Below are 22,140 nucleotides of genomic sequence, written 5' to 3'. Positions count from 1 at the left end.
GAGTCACGATGTTAGAACTTCGCAACGTATCGACCCACTACGGCAAGATCCAGGCGCTGCACGACGTCAGCGTCGAGGTGAAAGAGGGGGAAATCGTCACCCTGATCGGTGCCAACGGCGCCGGCAAGACCACACTGCTGATGACCCTGTGCGGTGAACCCAAGCCCAGCAGTGGCTCCATCTGGTTCGAGGGGGAGCAGATAGACTCGCTCTCCACCGCCCGCATTATGCGCAAGGACATCGCCGTGGTGCCGGAGGGGCGCCGCATCTTCGCCCGCCTGACGGTGGAGGAGAACCTGCTGATGGGGGCCTTCTTCGTCGACAAGTCCGAGCAACACGCCCTGCTGGATCAGGTGTTTACTCTGTTCCCGCGGCTGCACGAGCGGCTGGAGCAGCGGGCGGGCACCATGTCCGGCGGCGAGCAGCAGATGCTGGCCATCGGCCGCGCCCTGATGAGCAAGCCGCGTCTGCTGCTGCTGGACGAGCCCTCCCTCGGGCTGGCTCCCATCGTCATCCAGCAGATCTTCGACACCATAGAGCAGCTGCGCCAAAAGGGGATGACCATCTTTCTGGTGGAGCAGAATGCCAACCAGGCGCTCAAGCTGGCCGACCGCGGCTATGTGCTGGAGAACGGCCACGTGGTGCTGCAGGACACAGGGGCTGCCCTGCTGGCCAACCCGGCGGTGCGTCAGGCCTATCTGGGTGGCTAGCCAGTTGCAGCGGCCAGCGCCGAATCAACCCGTCACGCGATCGCGTGGCAAACGTGTCCGAATGGCTGGCCGATGAGCAGGCAAAAAGAAGCGCAGGATCACCACCACTTCTGGGGGCACCCTGCGCTGCCCTTTATCGAGGCGCGAGCGGTACAGGATGGCCGCCGTGTCTGTTATGACAAGCACAGCCACCCCCACTTCTCCATTGGCGCCATCACCGGTGGCCACAGTCACTATCTCAACCAACGCAACAGACAGGAGGTCAGCACCGGCAGCCTGGTGCTGATGAACCCCGAAGAGGTGCATGCCTGCAACCCGATCACGGATCAGCCCTGGTCCTATCTGATGTTCTATCTCGATACTGAATGGCTGCGCAGCCAGCAGGAGGAGGCGGGATTGGGCAGCGAATTTCGCCCCTTCGACATGACTGCCAGCCGGGATCCCCTCCTATATCAAGGGTTGCAGCGCCTTTACCGCCAGCTGGTTCAAGAGGATGACTCCCTGGTCCGGGAGGTGGCCTGCCACCAGTTCAGTCGCCAGCTGCTGGCCAGGCTGACGCCGGCGACCTGGGATGATCGCCCCCCACAACACCTGCAGCGGGCAGCCGAGCTGATGCAAGACGACAGCGCCAGCATGCTGACCCTGCAGCAGCTGAGCACAGTGGCCGGCCTCACCCCGTCCCACTTCGTGCGCAGCTTCAGCCGCCACTACGGCATGACGCCCCACGCCTATCTGCTCGATCAACGCATCCGCCACGCCCGTACCCTGCTGCGCCAGGGACAGCCGCTGGCGGAGGTGGCACTGGCGAGCGGCTTTGCCGATCAGGCCCATTTCCAGCGTCAGTTCAAACGGCGGGTCGCCACCACCCCGGGCCAGTACAGGTCACAGCTTGCCCGTCAGGGCGAATGCATCAGATAAGCTGCGCTCAACAGCAACAACAGGGCCATGGCCCGGTTGAACCAGCGCAGCCGGACCGGGGAGAGCAACAGCCCCTGCAGATAGCTGCCGACATAGGCCCAGCAAGCGATGGAGCAAAGGCAGATAACCAGATAGATACCGGTGAACAGCATCATCTGCCCGCTCCCGCCCACGGTACCATAGACCCCCATCCCCATGCTGGCCGCCAGCCAGGCTTTGGGATTGAGCCACTGCATCAGGGCGCCGTACCAAAAGGCGGGAGGTACTCCGCCCCCCTCTTCCAGCTCCCCCTTGTCCGCCACCAGCTGCCAGGCCATGTAGCAGAGAAATAGGATGCCACCCCAGCGAACGGCGCCACTCGCCACCGGCCATTGCGACAGGGCGGCGCCGAGCCCCAGCCCCATCAGCAGGAGCAGCAGGATGAAACCCAAGGTCGCCCCCACCACGTGACGCAGGCTGGCAAGAAAGCCGTAACGGGCTCCGCTGCCGAGGGCAACCAGATTGACCGGCCCAGGCGAGATGGACATGGCCAGGGAAAACCCGGCCATCGACAGCAACAGACTCATTTCCATGGCATACCTTCCAACAAGAGAGTGAGCCTCCAGCCTAGCCATCCAGTCCGGCCCGATATTGAAGGAAATTGCGATCGCCGGCGGCAATAACCCGACACTTTGCGGGCTTAGCGGCGGCGCCAGCTTGCGGTACACTGGCCGGTAATCCACCTATTCGCAGGACATGTCAATGGACCAGTTTGCCCATATCAGTGCCCATGATGCCCACCAGAAGCTCGCCGCCGGTGACGCCCGCCTGGTCGATATTCGCGACCCGCAATCCTTCGCGGCGGCCCACGCGGTCGGCGCCTTCCACCTCACCAATGGCACCCTGGTGCACTTCATGAACGAGGTGGACTTCGATACCCCGGTGATCGTGATGTGCTATCACGGCAACAGCAGCCAGGGGGCGGCCCAGTACCTGCTGCAACAGGGTTACGACGAGGTCTACAGCCTGGATGGCGGCTTCGAGGCCTGGCGCAAGGAGTTCCCCGTCGAGGCGGGCGAGGCATGATCCAGCTGCTGGTGCTCGACAACGCCCGCATGGCCCAGGCGCTGGTGGACTATCTCGCCACCCTGGGCATCTCGTGCGAGCTGACCCAGTCCGAGCTTGGCGTCTCGGTCTGGCTGGCGGACGAGCAGCGCCTCGCCCAGGCCCAGCAGGAGGTCAAGCGTTTCCTGGCCGAGCCGACCCACCCCCGTTACATGGAGGCCTCCTGGCAATCCGGCCGGGCTGATGCGCGCATCGACTACAGCAAGGGGATGACGGATCCGATCACCGATTTCCTCCATCAGGCTGGCCCGCTGACCCTGGTGGTCATCATCGCCTGCCTGGCCATCTACGGACTGGATGCCATCGGCCTGCCGATCTTCGACGAGCTTGCCTTTCACCCGACCCTGGCCCAGTTCACCGACTGGCAGGCATGGCGCTACTTCACCCCGGCTTTCATCCACTTCTCGGTGCTGCACCTGGTGTTCAACCTGCTCTGGTGGTGGTATCTGGGGGGCCAGATCGAACAGCGACTCGGCAGCGGCAAGCTATTGATCCTGCTGCTGGTCGGTGCCGCCCTGCCCAACATCGCCGAGTTCTTCGTTAGCGGTCCGCGCTTTGGCGGCCTCTCCGGCGTGGTCTATGCCCTGCTCGGCTACAGCTGGATGCGCAGCAAGCTACAACCGGCCTGCGGCCTCGTCCTGCCTCCGGCACTGATGGGCTTCATGCTGCTCTGGCTGGCCCTCGGCTTCTTCGACCTGCTCGGCAACACCGCCAACACAGCTCATCTGGTCGGCCTACTGGTGGGTCTGCTGCAAGGCTGGCTGGATCGCCATCACAAACCCGCCTGAGTCGATTTGCCATAAAAAAACGCCGCCCGAGAGGCGGCGTTTTTCATGATCGGTCGGCTTACTGCTTGAGCAGGCTGGAATTGGTCACCTGGACCAAGGCACCGCCGCTCATGAAGAAGCTGCCGAACTGGGTCTGCATCTCTGTGGTGACGTCGCCGCTCGGATCGAACTTCTCGTCCGGTGCCAGCAGCGAGCTGTGACCACCGGCCACAAAGCGGGCGGCGTGATGGTTGGCGGCACCGGTCGCGGTCAGCGGCTGCAGGGCCAGCACCTTGAACAGCGGCTCGGTGCCACCCAGCGGCGCGGAGGCAATGCTGTTCGGGATCACCTGATCAGACAGGTTCAAGGCACCATCACCGACGATCTCGGTGGCAAACAGCGGGAAGCTGGTGACGATACCGCTGCCGAGGTTGATCGGGTCAGCCGAATCCAGCACAGACTGGGCCGCGAAGCTGTAGCTCTGCAGTGTGCTGGCCGCGCTCGCCTGAGTGGTCGCATCCAGGCTCGGCAGGAACTCGTTTACGAAGCAGGTCGCCACCGCCGTCTGGCAATTGGGCGCATAGGCGGTAAAGCCCGCCTTCAGCTCGGCGCTGCCACTGGTCAGCACACCCATCTTGATGGTCGGACCGAAGGTCGGCGAGTTCAGCAGCAGCGGGGCAATCCCGCCACCCGGCATGGCCAGGCCACCGGAATCGAACTTGAACAGGGCATCCGCCTGCGCATTGCCGAGCGTCTGGTTGGCCACCGCCAGCAGGTTGGTTCCCGTAATGGCGCCCAGGGAGTGACCGAGGAAGTGCACCTTGAGGCTGCCAACCGTACCGATGACACTCTGGCTGTTGGCCAGACCGACCGCCAGACGCAGGCCCAGCAGATCCGCCACGCTCTGTTTCAGGTTATCCCGCGCCACTGTCAGGTAGCTCAGGTTCAGATACGGAGTCGGATTGTCGGAGGTGGTCACGGTCGCCGTACTGCCGCTCAGGGCATAGCCACGCTCGCCATGCAGCGGGTGATCGATCACCACCAGCGCTACCTTTTTGCCAGCCAGAGTGCCAGCATAGATCTGGCTAAGCGCCAACGCGTAGGCGTTTTCCTTCACCGAGGTGACGCCATGCTGATAGATGATCACGTCGGTAATGGTGTTCAGGTCATCCTTGGCGAACACGCGCATCGGCACGGACTGCACCTCTTCAAGGGCCGGCAGCGGGTTGAAGCGGCCAATGTTCATTTCGGCATCCAGCGGCTTGCCACCCGAGGTCAGGGTGACCCCGATCAGCTTGCTCGCCTCGGCCAGCAGCTCGGCCTGGCTGGTCGGATCAGTGATCAGGGTGGCCAGCAGGTTGGGGTCAACCCCGGCCCCCACCAGCCCGGCGATCACTTCGCTGTCACCGGCTTTCAGCGCATTGGCGATGGCATAGAGGCTGGGAATGGCGCCGTGCCAGGACTGGGTCTTGGCCTTGTCCCAGGAACCGGCGGTCGCCGGCGAGGCGAGGAAATAGGGCAGCTTGACCGTGCCGGTATAGACCTTGGTCAGCTGGGCAAGCCCGTTGAGCGGGGTGCCGGTACCAAAGGCGGCGGCCAATGCGTCCTTCTGCTCCTGGGGCAGGAAGGGCTCGTTAGCCAACTGGGTCAGGAAGGGGTTGTTGCCGGTCACGGCCAGGGTGTAGGTGCCGGGCAGGCTGGTGTTGCCCAGCGCATCCTGCTTCCACAGTTTGGCGGCATCCAGTGTTGTGGGATCGGCCTTGAGTACGGCCGCCGCGGCACCTTTCACCCCCAGCAGCACATCGGCGCCGGACTGGGTACCGAACCAGTCGGAGAAGATCACGTGATCGCTGGTAATGCCGGTGGCCGCCTTGAACAACCCCTCCTGCAGGGCGATCAGATTGGTGACGGTCTGCTCCTGCTCGGTGCCGCCCGAAGCAGTTCTGAAGCTGCTGTAGTCACCACCGGCCTTGAGCGGCGTGCCGCGGCTGTCTTTCAGGGTATCTGTCGCCACTATCATGTAGTAGGACGCCGGGTTGAGCGGCTTGAGCGGCACCAGATTAAGCTTGCCGAATGCCTCGGTCACCACGAAATCCGTGCCATAGGCCAGCACCTTTTTCACCCCGCTAGGGCGCTGGGTACTGTTGTCGAACGCCAGCTCCAGCAGATAGAGAGGTGCTATGGCCGCGGCATAATCGCCCGCATTAGGGGCAGGAACCGACACCCCTGTCACGGTCGCGGGAACCAGCTGGATGGCCTGGGTCGTCGACCAGCCATCAAGGGTGGAGAGGGCCGAGACCGGGTTGGAAAGATCCTGGGTTTCGGTGGAAAATTTCAGGGTGCCATCGCTGGCACGAGGCGCCAACACGCTGGGACGCTGCCCGGTGGATCCGGTCAGTGCGTAATCAAGTGAACTGGTGCTGTCCCCCACATTGTCGTTTTCACCACCGCCACATCCGGCCAGCAGGGCACTGACCACGGCTGCACAAATCAGCTTCTTCTTCATTTTTTGTTCTCTGTATAGGTTGTTGTCCATCACAAGCCTACGGAGCGATGAACTGCTCCGATGTCTCGACGTTAACATAAAACCAACAATCAACAAGACTCATATTGGTCATTGTTCATCCGTTTTTGTGCTTGCAATCAAGGTTTTAGGTCAACAAGGGGCGCAAGGGTAGCAGTTGGCAAGCAAGGGCCAGAACCGACCAGATGGCCAACTTGCTTTGCACGTAAAAAGCCGTTCCGATCTCGGCAAAGCGAGGCAATTGTCGGTAGAATGTCCGCCAACGATTGAGGAGAACGTCATGATCGACCCGAAGAAACTGGAAGAGATCGCCAAACAGGTACACAACGCCCTGCCCCCCGGCATCCGCAGCATGGGTGAAGAGGCAGACAAGAAAATTCGTCAGGTACTGCAAGCCCAGCTGAACAAGCTGGATCTGGTCAGCCGTGAAGAGTTTGACGTGCAGACCAAGGTGCTGCTGCGCACCCGGGAAAAACTGGCCGCTCTCGAAGCCAAGCTGGCAGAGCTGGAACAACAGCTCAGCCCCAAAGGCGAATAATCGAAACCCCGGCCCAGGCCGGGGTTTTTGCTGGACGGACAAAGCGGACTCCCGATTTCCTGCAAAAGAGCCCTCTTTCATCCTTGTGTCACAAAAGCGACCCCATGCTGCAGCATGGCGGCAGCAGATGAGTTAGCCTCCGTGAAAGTTGGACGCAGCACGGGAGTGGTCGTACGCCACGCCGGAATGACGACACAAGTACATGAAGCAGTTAAACTAAACAACACCGCATCCAGACCGCAAGGACGCCATGTCAGGACTCTTCTTAAAGACCGCCAAGGCCGTTGGCCGCAACGGGCTCTCATACCGCCTGCTCTCTTATATTCTGGTGTGCAGTACCGTATTGGCCATGATCATCACGGCGCTTCAGCTCGCCTGGGATTATCGCAAGGATGTGGCAGTCATCGAGGACAGCATCGGCCAGATTGAAGCTTCCTTCCTGCAACCCATCGCCGCCAGCCTGTGGAACCTGGACGAAGAGCAGGTCAAGGTACAGATCGAAGGGATCATGAACCTGCCCAACATGCAGTTCGTGATGGTCAAGGAGATGCTCGGCAACACCGAAGTGCCCTTGCTGACCCAGGGGGTGGAGCGCCCAAGCTACGACATCTCCCGCGAGTTCAATCTCACCTACCAGGATGAGGTGGTCGGCAAGTTGTTCGTCGCCGCCTCCCTCGAGCAGATCTACCAGCGCCTCATCGAAAAATCCGTGCTGATCCTGGTCAGCCAGACCATCAAAACCCTGGTGGTCTCATTCTGCATCCTGACCATCATCTACTACATGGTGGTCAGACACCTCAATCGCATCGTTCACTACGCCCAGAGATTCACTCTGGACAGCCTCGACATGGAACTGGAGCTGGAAGGCCGCCCCCTGCCCCGCAAGAATCCTGACGAGCTGGACACCCTGGTCGCCTCCCTCAACCAGATGCGAACCCGCCTAAACGACGAGTTTGCCGCACGCCATCAGGCGGCGGAACAGCTGCAACAGGAGCGGGATTTCTCCGCCACCCTGATCAACTCGGCCAACATGGTTATCTGCTGCATGGAGCCGGATCTCTCCATCGCCAGCATCAATCCGGCAGCCATCATGCTGACCGGTTACCACCAGCAGGAGATTCTGCATCACAACTGGCTGGATCTGTTCGTCAGCAAGGAGCAGCAGGAGGAGCTGGCACTGACCCTCGCCAGCCAGGGCTATATCGAGGATAAAGAGGTCATGATGCAGGATCAGCAGGGCCACCAGCTGGTGCTGCAGTGGACCTTCGCCCCCTTCTACGAGGGATTGAACCTCAAGTATCTGATCGGATTCGGTTATGACATCACCCGCCTCAAGAAGATCGAGCGGGAAATCAGCCAGCTCAACGAACAGCTGGAAGGCAAGGTGGTGGAGCGCACCCGCAGCCTGAGCGATGCCAACGACCAGCTTGGCAAGGCCTACGACGACCTGAAGCAGGCCCAGCAGACCCTGGTTGAGTCTGAGAAAATGGCTTCTCTCGGTTCGCTGGTGGCCGGGGTGGCTCACGAGATCAACACCCCCATCGGCATCAGCGTCACCGCGTCCTCCTACCTGCAGGAGCGGGTGGCCGACTTCAAGCAGCACATCGAGGCCAAACAGCTCTCCCGCTCCTACCTCAACGAGTTCACCGTCAACCTCGATGAGTCCATGCAGCTGCTGCAGGGCAACCTGCGCCGCGCCTCCGAGCTGATCGCCAGCTTCAAGCAGGTGGCCGTCGATCAATCATCCGAGGCTCGCTACAACTTCAACCTCGCCGACAACCTGCACCAGGTAGTGGTCTCCCTCGGCCACAAACTGAAGAAGGCCCAGTGCGAGGTGGACATCCAGTGCGATCCCAAGCTGTCGATCTTCTCCTTCCCCGGCAGCTTCACCCAGATCTACTCCAACCTGATCCTCAACTCCATCAACCATGGTTTCGAGAATTGGGACAAGCCGAAGAAGATCACCATCAAGGTGGAGCAGCAGGGTGAAGAGCTGATGATCGACTACAGCGACAACGGCCGCGGTATCCCGCCCGACATTCTGCCCCGCATCTTCGATCCCTTCGTCACCTCCAAGCGGGGCCATGGCGGCAGTGGTCTTGGCACCCACATCATCTACAACCTGGTGGTACAGTTGCTGCGTGGCCGCATCCACTGCGCCAGCGAACCTGACAGCGGCGCCCAGTTCCATATTCGCCTGCCAATCCAGCATAACTGAGTGCCGGCTCTTGTGAGCTGGCCACTTTGTCCCCATCATGCTGTGATTGCATTCCAAATGAGCGGAGAATCTCGCAATGGCACAGCATTTTGACTATATCGCCATCGGCGGTGGCAGTGGTGGCATCGCCTCGGCCAACCGGGCTGCCATGTATGGCAAGAAAGTCGCCCTGGTTGAAGCCAAAGAACTGGGTGGTACCTGCGTCAACGTCGGTTGCGTACCGAAAAAAGCCATGTGGTATGCCGGTCAGATCGCCGATGCCCTGAAATATGGCGCCGACTACGGCTTCGATACCACCATCAACAATTTTAGCTGGGCCAAGTTGGTCGAGTCCCGCCAGGCCTATATCGGCCGCATTCATCAGTCCTACCAGAACGTGCTGGGCAAGAACCAGATCACCATCATCAAGGGCTTTGCCCGCTTCGTCAGCAGCAACACCATCGAGGTCAATGGTGAGCAATACAGCGCCGATCACATACTGATCGCCACCGGCGGCCGCCCAGAAGTGCCGGCCATTCCGGGTGCCGAACTGGGCATCGACTCCGACGGCTTCTTCGAATTGCAAGAACAGCCCAAGCGGGTCGCAGTAGTCGGCGCCGGCTATATCGCTGTCGAGATCGCCGGCGTGATGCAGGCACTCGGCTCCGAAACCCACCTGGTGGTGCGCAAGCATGCGCCGCTGCGCAACTTCGATCCCATGATCCATGAGACCCTGGTGGAGATCATGGCGCAGGAAGGACCCAAGCTGCACACCCACGCCATTCCGAAAGCCGTGGTCAAGAACGCCGACGAGAGCCTGACTCTGCAGCTGGAAGATGGTCGCCACCTCACCGTCGACTGCCTGATCTGGGCCATCGGCCGCGTCCCGGCCACCGACAACCTCAACCTGGCCGCCACCGGCATCACGCTTGACGAGAAGGGCTTTATCCCGACCGACAAGTTCCAGAATACCGCCGTCGCCAACCTCTATGCCGTCGGTGACAACACCGGCCGGATCCAGCTCACCCCGGTGGCCGTCGCGGCGGGCCGTCGTCTCTCCGAGCGGCTGTTCAACAACAAGCCAAACGAGCACCTCAACTACGATCTGGTGCCGACCGTGGTATTCAGCCACCCGCCCATCGGCACCATAGGGCTGACCGAGCCGGAAGCCGTCGCCGAATACGGTGAAGATCAGGTCAAGGTCTACCGCAGCCAGTTCACCGCCATGTACTCGGCGCTGACCCAGCATCGCCAACCCACCCGGATGAAGCTGGTCTGTGTCGGGCCGGAAGAGAAGGTGGTCGGCCTGCACGGCATCGGCTTCGCCATGGACGAAATCCTGCAGGGCTTCGGCGTCGCCATGAAGATGGGCGCCACCAAGGCGGACTTCGACAACTGCGTCGCCATTCATCCCACCAGCGCGGAAGAGTTTGTCACCATGCGCTAAGCTCTGGCAAGATCGCTGATTTATAAGTGATAGCGACGAAGTAATCGCAAACTATCACTGATTGAATCCAGCATCTCAAACCCGGCCAACGCCGGGTTTTTTCATCCCCCAATCCTTCCAACACCCTCGCTTTTACCCCGATACAACCGCAGTGCAGGTTCTGGTGCGCCCCCGGCAAGCTGGTGCTGCAGACCCAGCAGCCAACCCTCATCGAGACCAAGCCCGGCATCGGCTACCGTTTTATCGGCAGCTGATGTTTCACGTGGAACGACGCCAGCAACAACACAGGGCCAACAGACCGCAGCCACCGAGCAGCAGACCGAGATCCTGCAGCCAAGCGGCGACGGCGAGCCCCAGGCTAAGCAGCAGGTAGTAGCCGAGCCCGAACAGGGCGCCGGCACTGCCCGCTACCTCTCGATAGGCCAGCAGCGCCTGGCTCAGCACATTTGGGATCGCCAGCCCGAATGCCACTACCACTCCCGTCATGGGCAGCAGAAACCAGAGCGACGACTGACTGGCCCACACCAGCCAACCCGAGCCCAGCGCCAACACGGCGGCGAGCCGGATCAGCGAGGCAGGCGACCAGCCAAGCCCCAATAGACGCTTGTTGAGCAGGCTGCCCCCCAGGGTCGCCAGTGCCAGCACGATACCGGAGTAACCAAACTCACCCGCGCTCAGCCCCAGCCCGGCAAACAGAAATGGCGCCAGACTGTAGTAGCCGAACAGCATGGTGTTGAACAAGGCCACCAGAGCGGCGCTGCGCCACAAGCCGCTATCACGCACCATCCGGCATGCCAGCGGCCAGAGTGCCACTCGCTGGGTGGTAATCGGCCGGGTTTCCGGCAACTGCCGGCAGGCCATCAGCAACAAGCCGATTGCCAATGTCAGCAGGGCGCCAAATACCCCGAGATAACCAAAACCATCGGCCAGCAGGCCACCGCTCACCAACCCCAGCACTGGGCTCAGGGAGAGCGTTATGCCCATCACCGAGAAGACCCGCGCCAGATCGCTGCCCTGATAGCTGTCGCGCAGCATGGTCTGGGTCACCACGGATCCCACGGCGGCGCCGAAGGCCGCAATGACCCGGGCCAGCAGCAGGGTTTCAAACTGGGTGGCCAGCAACGCCAACAGGGTGCCGGCGCCATAGGTCAGCAAACCCGCCAGCATGGCTGGGCGCCGACCGATGAGATCGCACAACCGACCCCAGCAAACCACGCCCGCCGCAAACGCCAGAAAATAGACCGACAGGGTCTGGGATGCCTGCCCCTCACTCACCCGAAACTCAGTGGCGATATGGGTCAGTACCGGGCTGTAGATGGTCTCCACTATCTGGGGAAACATCATCAGCCCAACCACCAGCCAGAGCGGTAGCAACTTGTTGTTCATGACAAACCTCCTTCACTAGAGGCCGTCATTCTAGAGTGACGCCAATTGTCCGATTACAATAAGTAAGACTATGAACATCAAGAATCGGACACATGGCCTTTATTCTTCCCGATCACCCTTTTGATCCGGACCAGCACGACGGCAGTGCCATCGGTATCGCCGCAGCCCTCGGCTGGCACGACTCTGGCCGCCACCAGCACAGGCGCCATCAGCTGCTGTTCGCCCAGGCCGGCTGCATGACCATAGAGCTGGACGATCAGGTCTGCCTGCTGCCGCCGACGCGGGCCGCCTGGTTGCCGGCGGGTCTGCCCCATCGGGTGCTGATGCGCGGGGTAGTGGCCTATCGCTCCCTCTACTTCCAGCCGGAGCCCGGCTTGCCGGCCGAGATGACGGTGCTGGCGGTCAACCCGCTGCTGCGGGAGATCATCGAACGGATGGCGCTCTGGCCGTGGGACAAGCCGGAGGCAGAGCAGACCTGCACGCTGGCATTATTGAAAGAGGAACTGGCGCAAGCGCCGCGGGAATCCTGGCAGTTGCCGCTGCCGTCAGACGCGCGTCTGGCGGGCTGGCTGCAGGAGGTGAAACAGGGCAACGCCCTGCCCGATCGGCTCAACCGGCTGGCCGAACGGGTGGGTGCCAGTGACAAGACCATAGGCCGCATCTTCATGCGGGAGACCGGAATGAGCTACCAGGCCTGGCGTCAGCAGTGGCGACTGCTGCGGGCGCTGGAGCTGCTGGCCGAAGCCGAGCCCATCAGCCGGGTGGCGGCTGCGCTGGAGTTCGCCAGCGACAGCGCCTTCATCGCCTTCTTCAGGCAACACACGGGACAGACCCCCTTGCGCTATCTCAACTCTCGGGGTGAGTCGCATCGGCCGAGCTCGCCTCCACCACCAGGGTATCCAGCGCCAGCGGCTTGAGGTTGTGGATCGCCTCCTCCACCACCGCATGGGAGGCCTGCTGCTGCTGGGCCAATATTTCCTGCTCCAGCTTGACGCTGTCCAGTTCGGGTCTGGGGTATTCGTCGGCCATGACGTTCAGGCTCAGGCTGCTGGCAATCAAGGTTGCGATCAGGATTTTCATCTGGTGTGCTCCGGTGTGGTTGAGATGACCAGATAACTATCCCAATTGTCGTGCCACATCTATAACAACATGATTTTGTTTAAATTAATTGTTTTTAGATAATAAATGGCGCCAGTTGGAAAACATCCTGTAGTCAGGATTGAACCAACAAGTGGTTATTTTCACCACACTAGATTTTGCCTGCTGTTCCACGTGGAACGTCCCATTTTTTTGATCGACACCCGCTTTTAAACTGAGCTATGGTGCTAGCTCCCCCGTAACTGACTCTGGATCTGTCACCGAATGGAATTTTCCTTGTTCGGCGAGAAGTTCACTCGCCATGCCGGTATTACCCAACTCATGGATGACCTTAATCAGGGGCTGACCAATCCGGACGCCATCATGCTGGGTGGCGGCAACCCGGCCCCCATCCCCGCCATGCTGGAACGCTTTCAGGCCGAGGCCAAGAGCCTGCTCGACAACGGCGAGCTGGTGAAGGCGATGGCCAACTACGACGGCCCCCAGGGCAAGGACAGGTTCACTAAGGCGCTGGCGGCCCTGCTCAGCAAGGAGCTGGGTTGGGAGATCTCCGCCCGCAACATCGCCCTGACCAACGGCAGCCAGAACGCCTTCTTCTATCTGTTCAACCTGCTGGCGGGCGAATTTGCCGATGGCCGCAAGAAGAAGGTACTGTTCCCGCTCGCCCCCGAGTACATCGGTTATGCCGACTCGGCTCTGGCGGACGACTACTTCGTGGCCTACAAACCCACCATCGAGAAACTGGCCAACGGCCAGTTCAAGTACCACGTGGACTTCGAGAGCCTGCAGGTGGGTGATGACATCGGGGTGATCTGCGTCTCCCGGCCGACCAACCCGACCGGCAACGTGCTGACCGATGAAGAGATCGAGCACCTCGATCAGATCGCCCGCGACAAGGGTATTCCGCTGCTGATCGACAATGCCTATGGCGTCCCCTTCCCTGGCATCATCTTTAGCGAGGCCAAGCCGTTCTGGAACGCCAACACCATCCTCTGCATGAGCCTCTCCAAGCTGGGGTTGCCGGGCACCCGCTGCGGCATCGTCATCGCCGACGAGAAGATCATTCAGGCCATCACCAACCTGAGCGGCATCATCAATCTGGCACCGGGCAGTCTGGGCCCCGCCATCACCATTCCGATGATCGAGAGCGGCGAGATCATCGCCCTCAGCGAACAGGTGGTGAAACCCTTCTATCGGCAGAAGGCGGAGCTGGCGGTGCAACTGCTGCGCGAAGCGATCCCCGATCCGCGCTTCCACATCCACAAGCCGGAAGGTGCCCTCTTCCTCTGGCTCTGGTTCGAAGGCTTGCCGATCCACTGCCAGGAGCTGTACGAGCGACTGAAGGCGAAGAACCTGCTGATCGTGCCGGGTCACTACTTCTTCCCCGGCATCGATGACCCGGAGTGGCGTCACAGCCAGGAGTGCATCCGCCTCAACTACTCCCAGAGCGAGGAGCTGGTGCGGCGCGGCATCGCCATCCTGGCCGACGAGATCAACGCCCTCTACGCCGGCTAATCCGCCCGGCGATACAAAAACAGAGAGGCCTGCAATGCAGGCCTCTCTTCTATCAGCTGGTCAGCGATACTGTTTAGCCGGGCAGCGCCAGCTGCTCGGGTTTGCCGATGGGGATGGCGCGGGGCTTGAGCGCCTCCGGCAGCTCGCGCGCCAGCTCTATGGTCAGCAGACCATGCTCCAGCTTGGCACCCTGCACCTCTACATGCTGGCTCAGCTTGAAGGCGAGCTCGAAGTCCCGCTCGGCGATCCCCTGATGGAGGAACTGGCGCTCACCCATGGTGGCGACCTTGCGCCCCTTCACCTTGAGGGTGCCGTTTTCGGTCTCCAGCTCCAGCTCATTGCGCTCGAAACCGGCCACGGCAACCGTGATGAGGTAGCTGTCGTGATCGCGCTTTTCAATGTTGTACGGGGGGTAGGCCGAGGTCTTCTGATCGAACAGGCCTTCCAGCTCACGGGCCATCCGCTCGAAGCCGACGGCATTGGAATAGAGATGAGAAAAATCGAGGTTACGCATGATCCTATCCTTCTATAAAGCAACAGGGTTTACTCTCCACGGGCCCGTCAATCGGCACCCGGGATACATCAACAATGCAACGAGGTCAGGCTGTCAGCCGTTGATCTCGATCTTGCGGGGCTTCATCGCCTCGGGCACTTCGCGCACCAGGTCAATGTGCAGCAGACCGTTCTTCAGATCGGCCCCCTTCACCCGCACATAGTCGGCCAGCTGGAAGCGACGCTCGAAGCCGCGTTCGGCTATGCCTTGATAGAGGTAGTTACGCTCGGTATCGGCCTGCTTGCTGCCCTTCACCGTCAGCAGATTTTCCTGGAAGCTCAGCTCCAGCTCTTCCTGGGTAAAGCCCGCCACCGCCATGCTGATGCGGTAGTCGCTGTCACCCAGCTGCTCGATATTGTAGGGGGGATAACCGGCATTGCCATTGCTGGCGGCAGATTCGATGAGATTGGCCAGACGATCGAAACCAATGGCAGAACGATAGAGCGGAGAAAAGTCGATAGAACGCATAGTATTATCCTCTTTTGAGCGATAACCGATTGTTTGCCCTCCTGATGGACGGGCGCCTGGTCGAAACCTCTGTCGAGCGTTCCGGCCTTGTTATCTATATAGGGGCCCGCTTTCGGCTTTCAAGGGCTCTGATCGAAAAATCTTCTCTCCGCCCATTTGCTGGCTTTTTCCTTATTGGGCTTCCTCCTCCAGTCACAAACGACTGAAGAGCTGAGGGCCACAGCATGTCCCGTTGCAAACCAGAAAGGGGGCTGGAGCCAACCTTCACTTTCTCCGATGATACTCTGCCGTCGATCGCCTGTTTGCCGAGTGGCACGTGCGCGGGCTCACTCTGATCCAGGAAACGACCCGGATGGCGTTTGGTTACACCTGCATGGCTCTCGATCCGGACGGCCATCGTCTGCGCCTCTACTGTCTGGCTGTAAATCCCATATGAGTCCACCCTCACACTAAAGAGGAGCCATGTTTCACGTGGAACGTGCCACTTCCTCCGCCAGAAAAACAAAAAGCCGCTCACAGGGAGCGGCTTTTTAATATCGTACTGATGCGCCGAATTAGACGTCGAGGTTGGCCACACGCAGGGCGTTGGTCTCGATAAAGTCGCGACGCGGCTCTACTGCATCACCCATCAGGGTGGAGAAGAGCTGGTCAGCACCGACGGCGTCATCGATGGTGACGCGCAGCATGCGACGGGCTTCCGGATCCATGGTGGTTTCCCACAGCTGATCCGGGTTCATCTCACCCAGCCCTTTATAGCGCTGGATATAGATGCCACGCTTGCCTTCGTTCATCAGCCACTCGACCGCTTCAACGAAGCTGGAGACCGGCTTCACCTTCTCGCCACGCTTGATGTAACCGCCTTCCTCAATCAGGTTGGCGATCTCCTTGCCCAAGGAGACCAGCTGGCGGTACTCGGAGGATTGCAGGAAGTCGTAGCTGATCGGGTATTCGCGGTCGACACCGTGCTGACGCACCACTGCGTGCGGCACGAACAGACGACGCTCTTCGTCGCGACGCACCTGCATCTGGTACTGGATGCCCTGGTTGCTCTCGTTGAGCACGGCTTCCATGCTCTGACACCAGGCCTGCAGATCGCTTTCGCTGGCCAGCAGGGCTTCGTTCAGTTCCGGCTGATAGATCAGCTGGGTCAGCACGGCTTCCGGCGCACGGCGGGACATGCGGGTGATCAGGTGAGTCACGGCGCGATGCTGGTTGACCAGACGCTCCAGTGCCTCACCACCAATGGCCGGGGCGGACTCGTTGACGTGCAGGGTCGCACCATCCAGCGCCATGGCGGTCTGGTACTGCAGCAGCGCATCCTCGTCTTTCAGATACTGCTCCTGCTTGCCCTTCTTCACCTTGTAGAGCGGCGGCTGGGCGATGTAGACATAGCCACGTTCGATGATTTCCGGCATCTGACGATAGAAGAAGGTCAGCAGCAGGGTACGGATGTGCGCACCATCGACGTCCGCATCCGTCATGATGATGATGTTGTGATAGCGCAGCTTGTCCGGGTTGTACTCGTCACGACCGATGCCGCAGCCCAGCGCGGTGATCAGGGTGCCCACCTCCTGAGAGGAGATCATCTTGTCGAAACGGGCCTTCTCCACGTTCAGGATCTTGCCCTTGAGCGGCAGAATGGCCTGGTTCTTACGGTTGCGACCCTGCTTGGCGGAACCACCCGCAGAGTCACCCTCCACTATGTAGAGTTCGGAGAGGGCCGGGTCTTTCTCCTGACAGTCCGCCAGCTTGCCGGGCAGACCTGCGATGTCCAGCGCGCCTTTACGGCGGGTCAGTTCGCGGGCCTTGCGGGCCGCTTCACGGGCGCGGGCCGCATCGATGATCTTGTTGACCACGATCTTGGCATCGCCCGGGTTTTCCAGCAGGAAGTCGGCCAGCTTCTCGCCCATCGCCTGTTCGACCGCAGTCTTCACTTCGGAAGAAACCAGCTTGTCCTTGGTCTGGGAGGAGAACTTGGGATCCGGCACCTTGACGGAGATAACGGCAATCAAACCTTCACGCACGTCGTCGCCGCTGGCGGCAGATTTGGCCTTCTTGCTGTAGTCCTCTTTGTCCATGTAGGAGTTGAGGGTACGGGTCAGCGCGGTACGGAAGCCCACCAGGTGGGTGCCACCATCGCGCTGCGGTATGTTGTTGGTGAAGCAGTAGACCCCTTCCTGATAGGCGTCGTTCCACTGCATGGCGACTTCGACGCCGATACCGTCCTGTTCGGTGGTGAAGTGGAACACCTTCGGGTGGATCGGGGTTTTGTTCTGGTTCAGGTACTCGACGAACGCCTTGATGCCACCTTCGTAGCAGAAGTGCGCCTCACGGCCGTCACGCTCGTCCATCAGACGAATGGAGACGCCGGAGTTGAGGAAGGAGAGCTCGCGCAGGCGCTTGGCCAGGATCTCGTAGTGGAACAGAGTGTCGCTGAAAATGGTCGGGCTCGGCCAGAAGCGTACTTCGGTCCCGGTGGTGGTGGCATCACCGATCTGCTTGAGCGGTGCCTGCGGCTCGCCCAGGTGATAGGTCTGCTCGTAGACGTGACCGTTGCGACGAATTGTCAGCAGCAGCTTGTCAGAGAGGGCGTTTACGACGGAGACACCCACACCGTGCAGACCACCAGATACCTTGTAGGAGTTGTCGTCGAACTTGCCGCCGGCGTGGAGCACCGTCATGATGACTTCGGCAGCGGAACGGCCCTCTTCCGGGTGAATATCGACCGGAATGCCACGACCGTTGTCGCGGACGGAGACGGAGCCGTCGGAATGGATCTTGACCTGAATCTCGGAGCAGTAGCCAGCGAGCGCCTCGTCAATGGAGTTATCGACCACTTCGAACACCATGTGGTGCAGGCCCGATCCATCATCCGTATCGCCGATATACATCCCCGGGCGCTTGCGGACCGCATCCAGGCCCTTCAGTACCTTGATATTCGAGGAGTCGTAAGTATTTTCACTCATAGCTTACTCTCTGCCTTCTCTAACGTTTCGGAGATCTTGCCTTGTTCCACGTGGAACAACTTGCAGTCATTCGCATCCATCATGTCTGCAAGCTGACCGGTGTCGATGGCGGTGATGAACACCTGGGACGCACACTGCTTCAGCCTTGCAGCCAGCAAGCGGCGCTTCTCGACATCCAGTTCAGAGGCAAAATCGTCAATTAAAAAAATACAGCCACGGCTGCTATGTTGATTCAAATAGAGCCCTTGGGCCAGCCGCATGGCACAGACCAGCAACTTCAACTGACCCCGGGACAAAATATCCTGAGCAGGCACCCCGTTCGCCTTGAGGCGCACATCGGCTTTCTGTGGACCGACGCCGGTATAGCCCAGCGACCGATCCCGCTCAAATCCCGCCTCAAGCAACTCGTTGAGGGGGGTATCCTTCTCCCAGCCCCGATAGAAACCTAGGCTGATATCGAATTCCGGCAAAAAGTCCGCCGTCATCTCCTTGATAAGGGGCGTAATAGCCTGACAATAGTTGGCGCGAAACGCCGCCAACTCGCCCCCCAACCGCACCAGCTCCTGATCCCAGAACGCCAGCTGGCGATACTGGGTGCTCTGACGCAGCAGCGCATTGCGCTGTTTCAGCAGGCGCCGCACTCGACCCCACAGGGCGAAGAAGGTCGGCTCTTGATGAAAGACCCCCCAGTCGAGCCAAGCCCGGCGAGCCTGGGGCCCACCGGTCAACAGATTGAAGCCATCTGGATGGATCAACTGCACCGGCAGCAGCTCGGCCAGATCGGCCAGACGCTGGGCCTGGGCCCCGGCAATCTTGAGCTGGGTCTCGCCACTCTTGTCCTTGGCGAGACCGATGGGGACCTGGCGCCCCTCCAGTTCGCACTGGGCGAACAGGGTAAACGCCCTCTCCCCCTGGCGGATGACCCGCCCGGTCAGGTGAGTGCGAAAGGAGCGCCCCAGACCGAGGTAGTGAATGGCTTCCAGCACGCTGGTCTTGCCGCTGCCATTGCACCCGACCAGGATGTTGAGGCCGGGTGACAGCTTGAGACTGGCTTGCTGGATATTGCGAAAGTCGCTGAGCTGGAGTTTGACCAGAGACACGACTAGATCCGCATCGGCATTACCACATACTGAGCATCCTGATTGTCAAAATCCTCAATAATGGCACTGCTGACGGAATCGCTCAGACTGACCCGGATTTGGTCACATTTTAACGTATTCAGCACGTCCAGCACATAAGAGACGTTGAAGCCGATCTCCATCTCGCCAGCGGCATATTGTACGTCAAGCAGCTCTTCGGCTTCTTCCTGTTCCGGGTTGTTGGCGGTGATGCGCAGCAGGTTTTCCTGCAGATTGAGACGCACACCACGGAATTTCTCGTTGGAGAGGATGGCGGCACGGGCAAAGGCCTGGCGCAGATCCTCGCGACCGGCGATCAGGGCCTTGTCGCTGTTGCGCGGAATGACACGGCGCCAGTCCGGGAAGCGGCCATCCACCAGCTTGGAGGTGAAGATGAAACCGTCGAGGGCGGCGCGCAGGTTACTGCGGCCGATCTGCAGCCGCACCGGCTTGTCTTCCGCCTCCAGCAGACGCACCAGTTCCAGTACCCCTTTGCGCGGCAGGATAACCTGATGATCGGGCAGCGATTCCCCCACTACCTCGCGGCGGCAGGTAGCCAAGCGGTGACCGTCGGTCGCCACAGTGCGCAAGCCATGCCCTTCGCTCTCGAACAGCATGCCGTTCAGGTAGTAACGCACGTCCTGGCTCGCCATGGAGAACTGGGTAGCATCGATCAGCTTCTTCAGTTCCAGCTGGCTGATGTCGAACTCGAGCACGGACTCCCAGTCCTCGATGTTCGGGTATTCGGTCGCCGGCAGGGTCGACAGGTTGAAGCGGGAGCGGCCGGAACGGATGATCAGGCGCTCGCCTTCGGTATTGAGACGGATCTCGGCGCCTTCCGGCAGGCCGCGGCAGATATCCAGCAGCTTGCGTGCCGGCACTGTGGTGCGGCCATCTTCACTGGCTCCGTTCAGATAGACCTGACCGATCATCTCTACTTCAAGATCGGTACCGGTCAGTGACAGCAGACCGTTGCTGACATCAAGCAGCACGTTGCCGAGGATCGGCAGGGTCGGTCGGCCACCGAGGGCGCCGGACACCAGTTGCAGAGGACGTAACAGGGCCTCACGGCTAATTTCGAGCTGCATCTGTGCTCTCCGTAGTGATTAGGAGGAAAGGATTCGGATCAGGTTGGAATATTCGATCTGCATCTGTGCACTTGGTTCCGTTATCAGGAAGAAAGGGTACGGATCAGGTTGGAATAGTCCTCCTTGATGTCGTGACTCTCTTCCTTCAGCTGCTCGATCTTGCGGCAGGCATGAAGAACGGTGGTGTGGTCACGGCCACCAAAGGCATCACCTATCTCCGGCAAACTGTGGTTGGTCAGCTCCTTGGCCAGCGCCATCGCCAACTGGCGAGGACGGGCAACGGAGCGGGAACGACGCTTGGAGAGCAGATCCGCCAGCTTGATCTTGTAGTACTCCGCCACCGTCTTCTGGATATTGTCGATGGTGACCAGCTTCTCCTGCAACGCCAGCAGATCGCGCAGCGCTTCGCGCACGAAATCGATGTTGATGGCGCGGCCGGTGAAGTTGGCGTTGGCGATCACCCGGTTGAGGGCACCTTCCAGCTCACGGACGTTGGAACGCAGCCGCTTGGCGATGAAGAAGGCCACTTCGTCCGGCAGGTGGATCTGGTTCTCGTCCGCCTTGCGCATCAGGATGGCAACCCGGGTCTCCAGCTCCGGCGGCTCGATCGCCACGGTCAGACCCCAGCCGAAGCGGGACTTGAGACGATCCTCGACACCGTTGATCTCCTTCGGATAGCGATCCGAAGTCAGGATGATCTGCTGGTTGCCTTCGAGCAGGGCGTTGAAGGTGTGGAAGAACTCCTCCTGGGAGCGCTCCTTGTTGGCGAAGAACTGGATATCATCGATGAGCAGGGCATCGACGCTGCGGTAATAGCGCTTGAACTCTTCGATGGCGTTGTTCTGCAGCGCCTTCACCATGTCCTGGACGAACCGCTCGGAGTGCATATAGATGACTTTCGCATCTTTTTTGCTCTCCTTGATGGCATTACCGACGGCGTGTAGCAGGTGAGTTTTACCCAGACCAGTGCCGCCATAGAGGAACAGCGGGTTGTAAGCGCCCCCCGGATTGTCCGCCACCTGACGGGCAGCCGCACGGGCCAACTGGTTGGACTTACCTTCGACGAAATTCTCGAAGGTATAGTTCACGTTGGTGTTGCTCTTGTGGTTCGGCTCCGGCTTGGCCTCGGCCTTGCTTTCCCAGCTCTTCTGCAAGTTATTCACAGGTGCGGCACCCTGTGCCGGCGCTCTGGCGACGGCCACAGGATGGGGACGATTACCGATATCAAAACGCAGGGCGGGGCCATCGACCCCACAGAGTTCATTGATGATGCCGTTCACCCGGATGAGGTACTTGTCTCGTACCCAGTCCAGAACGAAGCGATTCGGTGCATACAGGGTCAGAGTATTGTCACTCAACTCCGCTTGAAGCGGCCGGATCCACATGCTGAATTCTGCCGAGGGCAACTCATCTTGCAGCCGGTTAAGGCACTGCTGCCATAGCGAAGCAGTCACTCTAAACTCCTGTCGATTGATTAACTAAAGACCGGCTATTCTACTTTTTTAGCCGCCGGATCTCCAGCCGTCACCCCATGGATCCAGCAAATAAGATCCTTGACTTTCAAGGATCCAGCGCCATTGGATCATCATTCATCCCCAAAGTTACCCACAGCTTGATCCACCGCCATAAACGATGGATCCGGACCTCATCGTCATGTTATTTCATATAACAAAATGTCATTTATTTTTTAAATTTTATTCCAATAACATCAGCGCGAAACCAGTTATTCCAACTACAAATACA

Annotated in this window: 19 protein-coding genes and 1 pseudogene; 10 read left to right on the top strand and 10 right to left on the bottom strand. The window is 60.1% G+C overall.

Features of this window, described 5'->3' with window-relative positions; genetic code table 11:
• Positions 1 to 8: 8 nt before the first annotated feature.
• Together ACB034_RS19560 and ACB034_RS19555 are read left to right on the top strand one after the other, a co-directional pair.
• Entirely contained in the window at positions 9 to 710 is a 702-nt protein-coding gene (locus ACB034_RS19560) for an ABC transporter ATP-binding protein (RefSeq protein WP_026457081.1), read from the top strand.
• 72 nt (positions 711 to 782) lie between these two features.
• Entirely contained in the window at positions 783 to 1,628 is an 846-nt protein-coding gene (locus ACB034_RS19555) for a helix-turn-helix domain-containing protein (protein ID WP_371173531.1), read from the top strand.
• Here ACB034_RS19555 and ACB034_RS19550 read toward each other — a convergent pair.
• Positions 1,607 to 2,200, bottom strand: a complete 594-nt coding sequence (locus ACB034_RS19550) for a LysE family translocator (RefSeq protein ID WP_371173530.1) — start codon at positions 2,198 to 2,200, stop codon at positions 1,607 to 1,609. The two genes, ACB034_RS19555 and ACB034_RS19550, sit on opposite strands and share 22 nt — an antisense overlap.
• Before the next feature lie 169 nt (positions 2,201 to 2,369).
• On the opposite strand from ACB034_RS19550, the gene glpE reads away from it, so the two are divergent.
• Together glpE and glpG are read left to right on the top strand one after the other, a co-directional pair.
• On the top strand, positions 2,370 to 2,693 hold the full coding sequence (gene glpE, locus ACB034_RS19545; protein ID WP_042027078.1) for a thiosulfate sulfurtransferase GlpE: 324 nt from the start codon (positions 2,370 to 2,372) through the stop codon (positions 2,691 to 2,693).
• The gene (gene glpG, locus ACB034_RS19540) at positions 2,690 to 3,520 is read left to right on the top strand and encodes a rhomboid family intramembrane serine protease GlpG (protein WP_371173529.1); all 831 of its coding nucleotides are present in this window, start codon (positions 2,690 to 2,692) and stop codon (positions 3,518 to 3,520) included. Before glpE ends, glpG begins: the two co-directional genes overlap by 4 nt.
• Before the next feature lie 58 nt (positions 3,521 to 3,578).
• Here the strand turns inward: glpG and ACB034_RS19535 are convergent, their stop codons facing one another.
• On the bottom strand, positions 3,579 to 6,005 hold the full coding sequence (locus ACB034_RS19535) for a VolA/Pla-1 family phospholipase (RefSeq protein ID WP_371173528.1): 2,427 nt from the start codon (positions 6,003 to 6,005) through the stop codon (positions 3,579 to 3,581).
• Positions 6,006 to 6,303: 298 nt separating this feature from the next.
• On the opposite strand from ACB034_RS19535, the gene ACB034_RS19530 reads away from it, so the two are divergent.
• From ACB034_RS19530 to gorA, 3 genes are all read left to right on the top strand, one after another.
• Complete coding sequence (locus ACB034_RS19530) at positions 6,304 to 6,561, top strand: accessory factor UbiK family protein (protein ID WP_268856314.1); 258 nt, start codon at positions 6,304 to 6,306, stop codon at positions 6,559 to 6,561.
• A gap of 250 nt (positions 6,562 to 6,811) precedes the next feature.
• The gene (locus tag ACB034_RS19525) at positions 6,812 to 8,779 is read left to right on the top strand and encodes an ATP-binding protein (RefSeq protein ID WP_216993374.1); all 1,968 of its coding nucleotides are present in this window, start codon (positions 6,812 to 6,814) and stop codon (positions 8,777 to 8,779) included.
• 76 nt (positions 8,780 to 8,855) lie between these two features.
• On the top strand, positions 8,856 to 10,205 hold the full coding sequence (gorA, locus tag ACB034_RS19520) for a glutathione-disulfide reductase (RefSeq protein ID WP_026456292.1): 1,350 nt from the start codon (positions 8,856 to 8,858) through the stop codon (positions 10,203 to 10,205).
• A gap of 258 nt (positions 10,206 to 10,463) precedes the next feature.
• Here the strand turns inward: gorA and ACB034_RS19515 are convergent, their stop codons facing one another.
• A complete protein-coding gene (locus tag ACB034_RS19515; protein ID WP_371173527.1) occupies positions 10,464 to 11,591 on the bottom strand; it encodes a multidrug effflux MFS transporter in 1,128 nt (375 codons plus the stop codon).
• Positions 11,592 to 11,683: 92 nt separating this feature from the next.
• On the opposite strand from ACB034_RS19515, the gene ACB034_RS19510 reads away from it, so the two are divergent.
• Positions 11,684 to 12,508 carry a helix-turn-helix domain-containing protein gene (locus tag ACB034_RS19510; protein ID WP_371173526.1) on the top strand — a complete coding sequence of 275 codons (825 nt, stop codon included), beginning with the start codon at positions 11,684 to 11,686 and terminating at the stop codon, positions 12,506 to 12,508.
• On the opposite strand, the gene ACB034_RS19505 is transcribed toward ACB034_RS19510, so the two are convergent.
• Positions 12,438 to 12,671 carry a hypothetical protein gene (locus ACB034_RS19505; protein WP_080630621.1) on the bottom strand — a complete coding sequence of 78 codons (234 nt, stop codon included), beginning with the start codon at positions 12,669 to 12,671 and terminating at the stop codon, positions 12,438 to 12,440. The genes ACB034_RS19510 and ACB034_RS19505 overlap by 71 nt on opposite strands.
• Before the next feature lie 282 nt (positions 12,672 to 12,953).
• Between ACB034_RS19505 and ACB034_RS19500 the strand changes: the two genes are divergently transcribed.
• Positions 12,954 to 14,204 (top strand): valine--pyruvate transaminase, encoded by a 1,251-nt coding sequence (locus ACB034_RS19500; RefSeq protein ID WP_371173525.1) that lies wholly within the window; start codon positions 12,954 to 12,956, stop codon positions 14,202 to 14,204.
• 73 nt (positions 14,205 to 14,277) lie between these two features.
• Here ACB034_RS19500 and ACB034_RS19495 read toward each other — a convergent pair whose 3' ends face one another.
• Positions 14,278 to 14,718, bottom strand: a complete 441-nt coding sequence (locus ACB034_RS19495; protein WP_019446829.1) for an Hsp20 family protein — start codon at positions 14,716 to 14,718, stop codon at positions 14,278 to 14,280.
• 93 nt (positions 14,719 to 14,811) lie between these two features.
• Positions 14,812 to 15,225, bottom strand: a complete 414-nt coding sequence (locus ACB034_RS19490; RefSeq protein WP_099360467.1) for an Hsp20 family protein — start codon at positions 15,223 to 15,225, stop codon at positions 14,812 to 14,814.
• Between the two features lie 283 nt (positions 15,226 to 15,508).
• On the opposite strand from ACB034_RS19490, the pseudogene ACB034_RS19485 reads away from it, so the two are divergent.
• Positions 15,509 to 15,661, top strand: a pseudogene (locus ACB034_RS19485) (drug:proton antiporter); the annotation flags it as partial.
• A 118-nt stretch (positions 15,662 to 15,779) separates the two neighbouring features.
• On the opposite strand, the gene gyrB reads toward ACB034_RS19485, so the two are convergent.
• The 4 genes from gyrB to dnaA all read right to left on the bottom strand — a co-directional run bounded on the left by gyrB (position 15,780) and on the right by dnaA (position 21,851).
• Positions 15,780 to 18,191, bottom strand: a complete 2,412-nt coding sequence (gene gyrB, locus ACB034_RS19480) for a DNA topoisomerase (ATP-hydrolyzing) subunit B (RefSeq protein ID WP_223379603.1) — start codon at positions 18,189 to 18,191, stop codon at positions 15,780 to 15,782.
• Positions 18,188 to 19,291, bottom strand: coding sequence for a DNA replication/repair protein RecF (gene recF / locus ACB034_RS19475; protein ID WP_042073481.1), 1,104 nt, complete (start codon positions 19,289 to 19,291; stop codon positions 18,188 to 18,190). Before recF ends, gyrB begins: the two co-directional genes overlap by 4 nt.
• Positions 19,292 to 19,293: 2 nt before the next feature.
• The gene (gene dnaN / locus ACB034_RS19470; protein WP_026456354.1) at positions 19,294 to 20,397 is read right to left on the bottom strand and encodes a DNA polymerase III subunit beta; all 1,104 of its coding nucleotides are present in this window, start codon (positions 20,395 to 20,397) and stop codon (positions 19,294 to 19,296) included.
• Between the two features lie 83 nt (positions 20,398 to 20,480).
• Complete coding sequence (dnaA, locus tag ACB034_RS19465; protein WP_042027058.1) at positions 20,481 to 21,851, bottom strand: chromosomal replication initiator protein DnaA; 1,371 nt, start codon at positions 21,849 to 21,851, stop codon at positions 20,481 to 20,483.
• Positions 21,852 to 22,140 lie beyond the last annotated feature (289 nt).

Source organism: Aeromonas sp. S18(2024) (assembly GCF_041402525.1).
In the GTDB taxonomy this organism is placed as follows: Bacteria; Pseudomonadota; Gammaproteobacteria; order Enterobacterales; family Aeromonadaceae; genus Aeromonas; species Aeromonas enteropelogenes.
This window is presented reverse-complemented; position numbering and strand designations above follow the sequence as displayed.

Coding starts and splice junctions, on each gene's coding strand:
- ACB034_RS19560 (WP_026457081.1), top strand. CDS start 9: ATGTTAGAACTTCGCAACGTATCGACCCACTACGGCAAGATCCAGGCG.
- ACB034_RS19555 (WP_371173531.1), top strand. CDS start 783: ATGAGCAGGCAAAAAGAAGCGCAGGATCACCACCACTTCTGGGGGCAC.
- ACB034_RS19550 (WP_371173530.1), bottom strand. CDS start 2,200: ATGGAAATGAGTCTGTTGCTGTCGATGGCCGGGTTTTCCCTGGCCATG.
- glpE (WP_042027078.1), top strand. CDS start 2,370: ATGGACCAGTTTGCCCATATCAGTGCCCATGATGCCCACCAGAAGCTC.
- glpG (WP_371173529.1), top strand. CDS start 2,690: ATGATCCAGCTGCTGGTGCTCGACAACGCCCGCATGGCCCAGGCGCTG.
- ACB034_RS19535 (WP_371173528.1), bottom strand. CDS start 6,005: ATGAAGAAGAAGCTGATTTGTGCAGCCGTGGTCAGTGCCCTGCTGGCC.
- ACB034_RS19530 (WP_268856314.1), top strand. CDS start 6,304: ATGATCGACCCGAAGAAACTGGAAGAGATCGCCAAACAGGTACACAAC.
- ACB034_RS19525 (WP_216993374.1), top strand. CDS start 6,812: ATGTCAGGACTCTTCTTAAAGACCGCCAAGGCCGTTGGCCGCAACGGG.
- gorA (WP_026456292.1), top strand. CDS start 8,856: ATGGCACAGCATTTTGACTATATCGCCATCGGCGGTGGCAGTGGTGGC.
- ACB034_RS19515 (WP_371173527.1), bottom strand. CDS start 11,591: ATGAACAACAAGTTGCTACCGCTCTGGCTGGTGGTTGGGCTGATGATG.
- ACB034_RS19510 (WP_371173526.1), top strand. CDS start 11,684: ATGGCCTTTATTCTTCCCGATCACCCTTTTGATCCGGACCAGCACGAC.
- ACB034_RS19505 (WP_080630621.1), bottom strand. CDS start 12,671: ATGAAAATCCTGATCGCAACCTTGATTGCCAGCAGCCTGAGCCTGAAC.
- ACB034_RS19500 (WP_371173525.1), top strand. CDS start 12,954: ATGGAATTTTCCTTGTTCGGCGAGAAGTTCACTCGCCATGCCGGTATT.
- ACB034_RS19495 (WP_019446829.1), bottom strand. CDS start 14,718: ATGCGTAACCTCGATTTTTCTCATCTCTATTCCAATGCCGTCGGCTTC.
- ACB034_RS19490 (WP_099360467.1), bottom strand. CDS start 15,225: ATGCGTTCTATCGACTTTTCTCCGCTCTATCGTTCTGCCATTGGTTTC.
- gyrB (WP_223379603.1), bottom strand. CDS start 18,191: ATGAGTGAAAATACTTACGACTCCTCGAATATCAAGGTACTGAAGGGC.
- dnaN (WP_026456354.1), bottom strand. CDS start 20,397: ATGCAGCTCGAAATTAGCCGTGAGGCCCTGTTACGTCCTCTGCAACTG.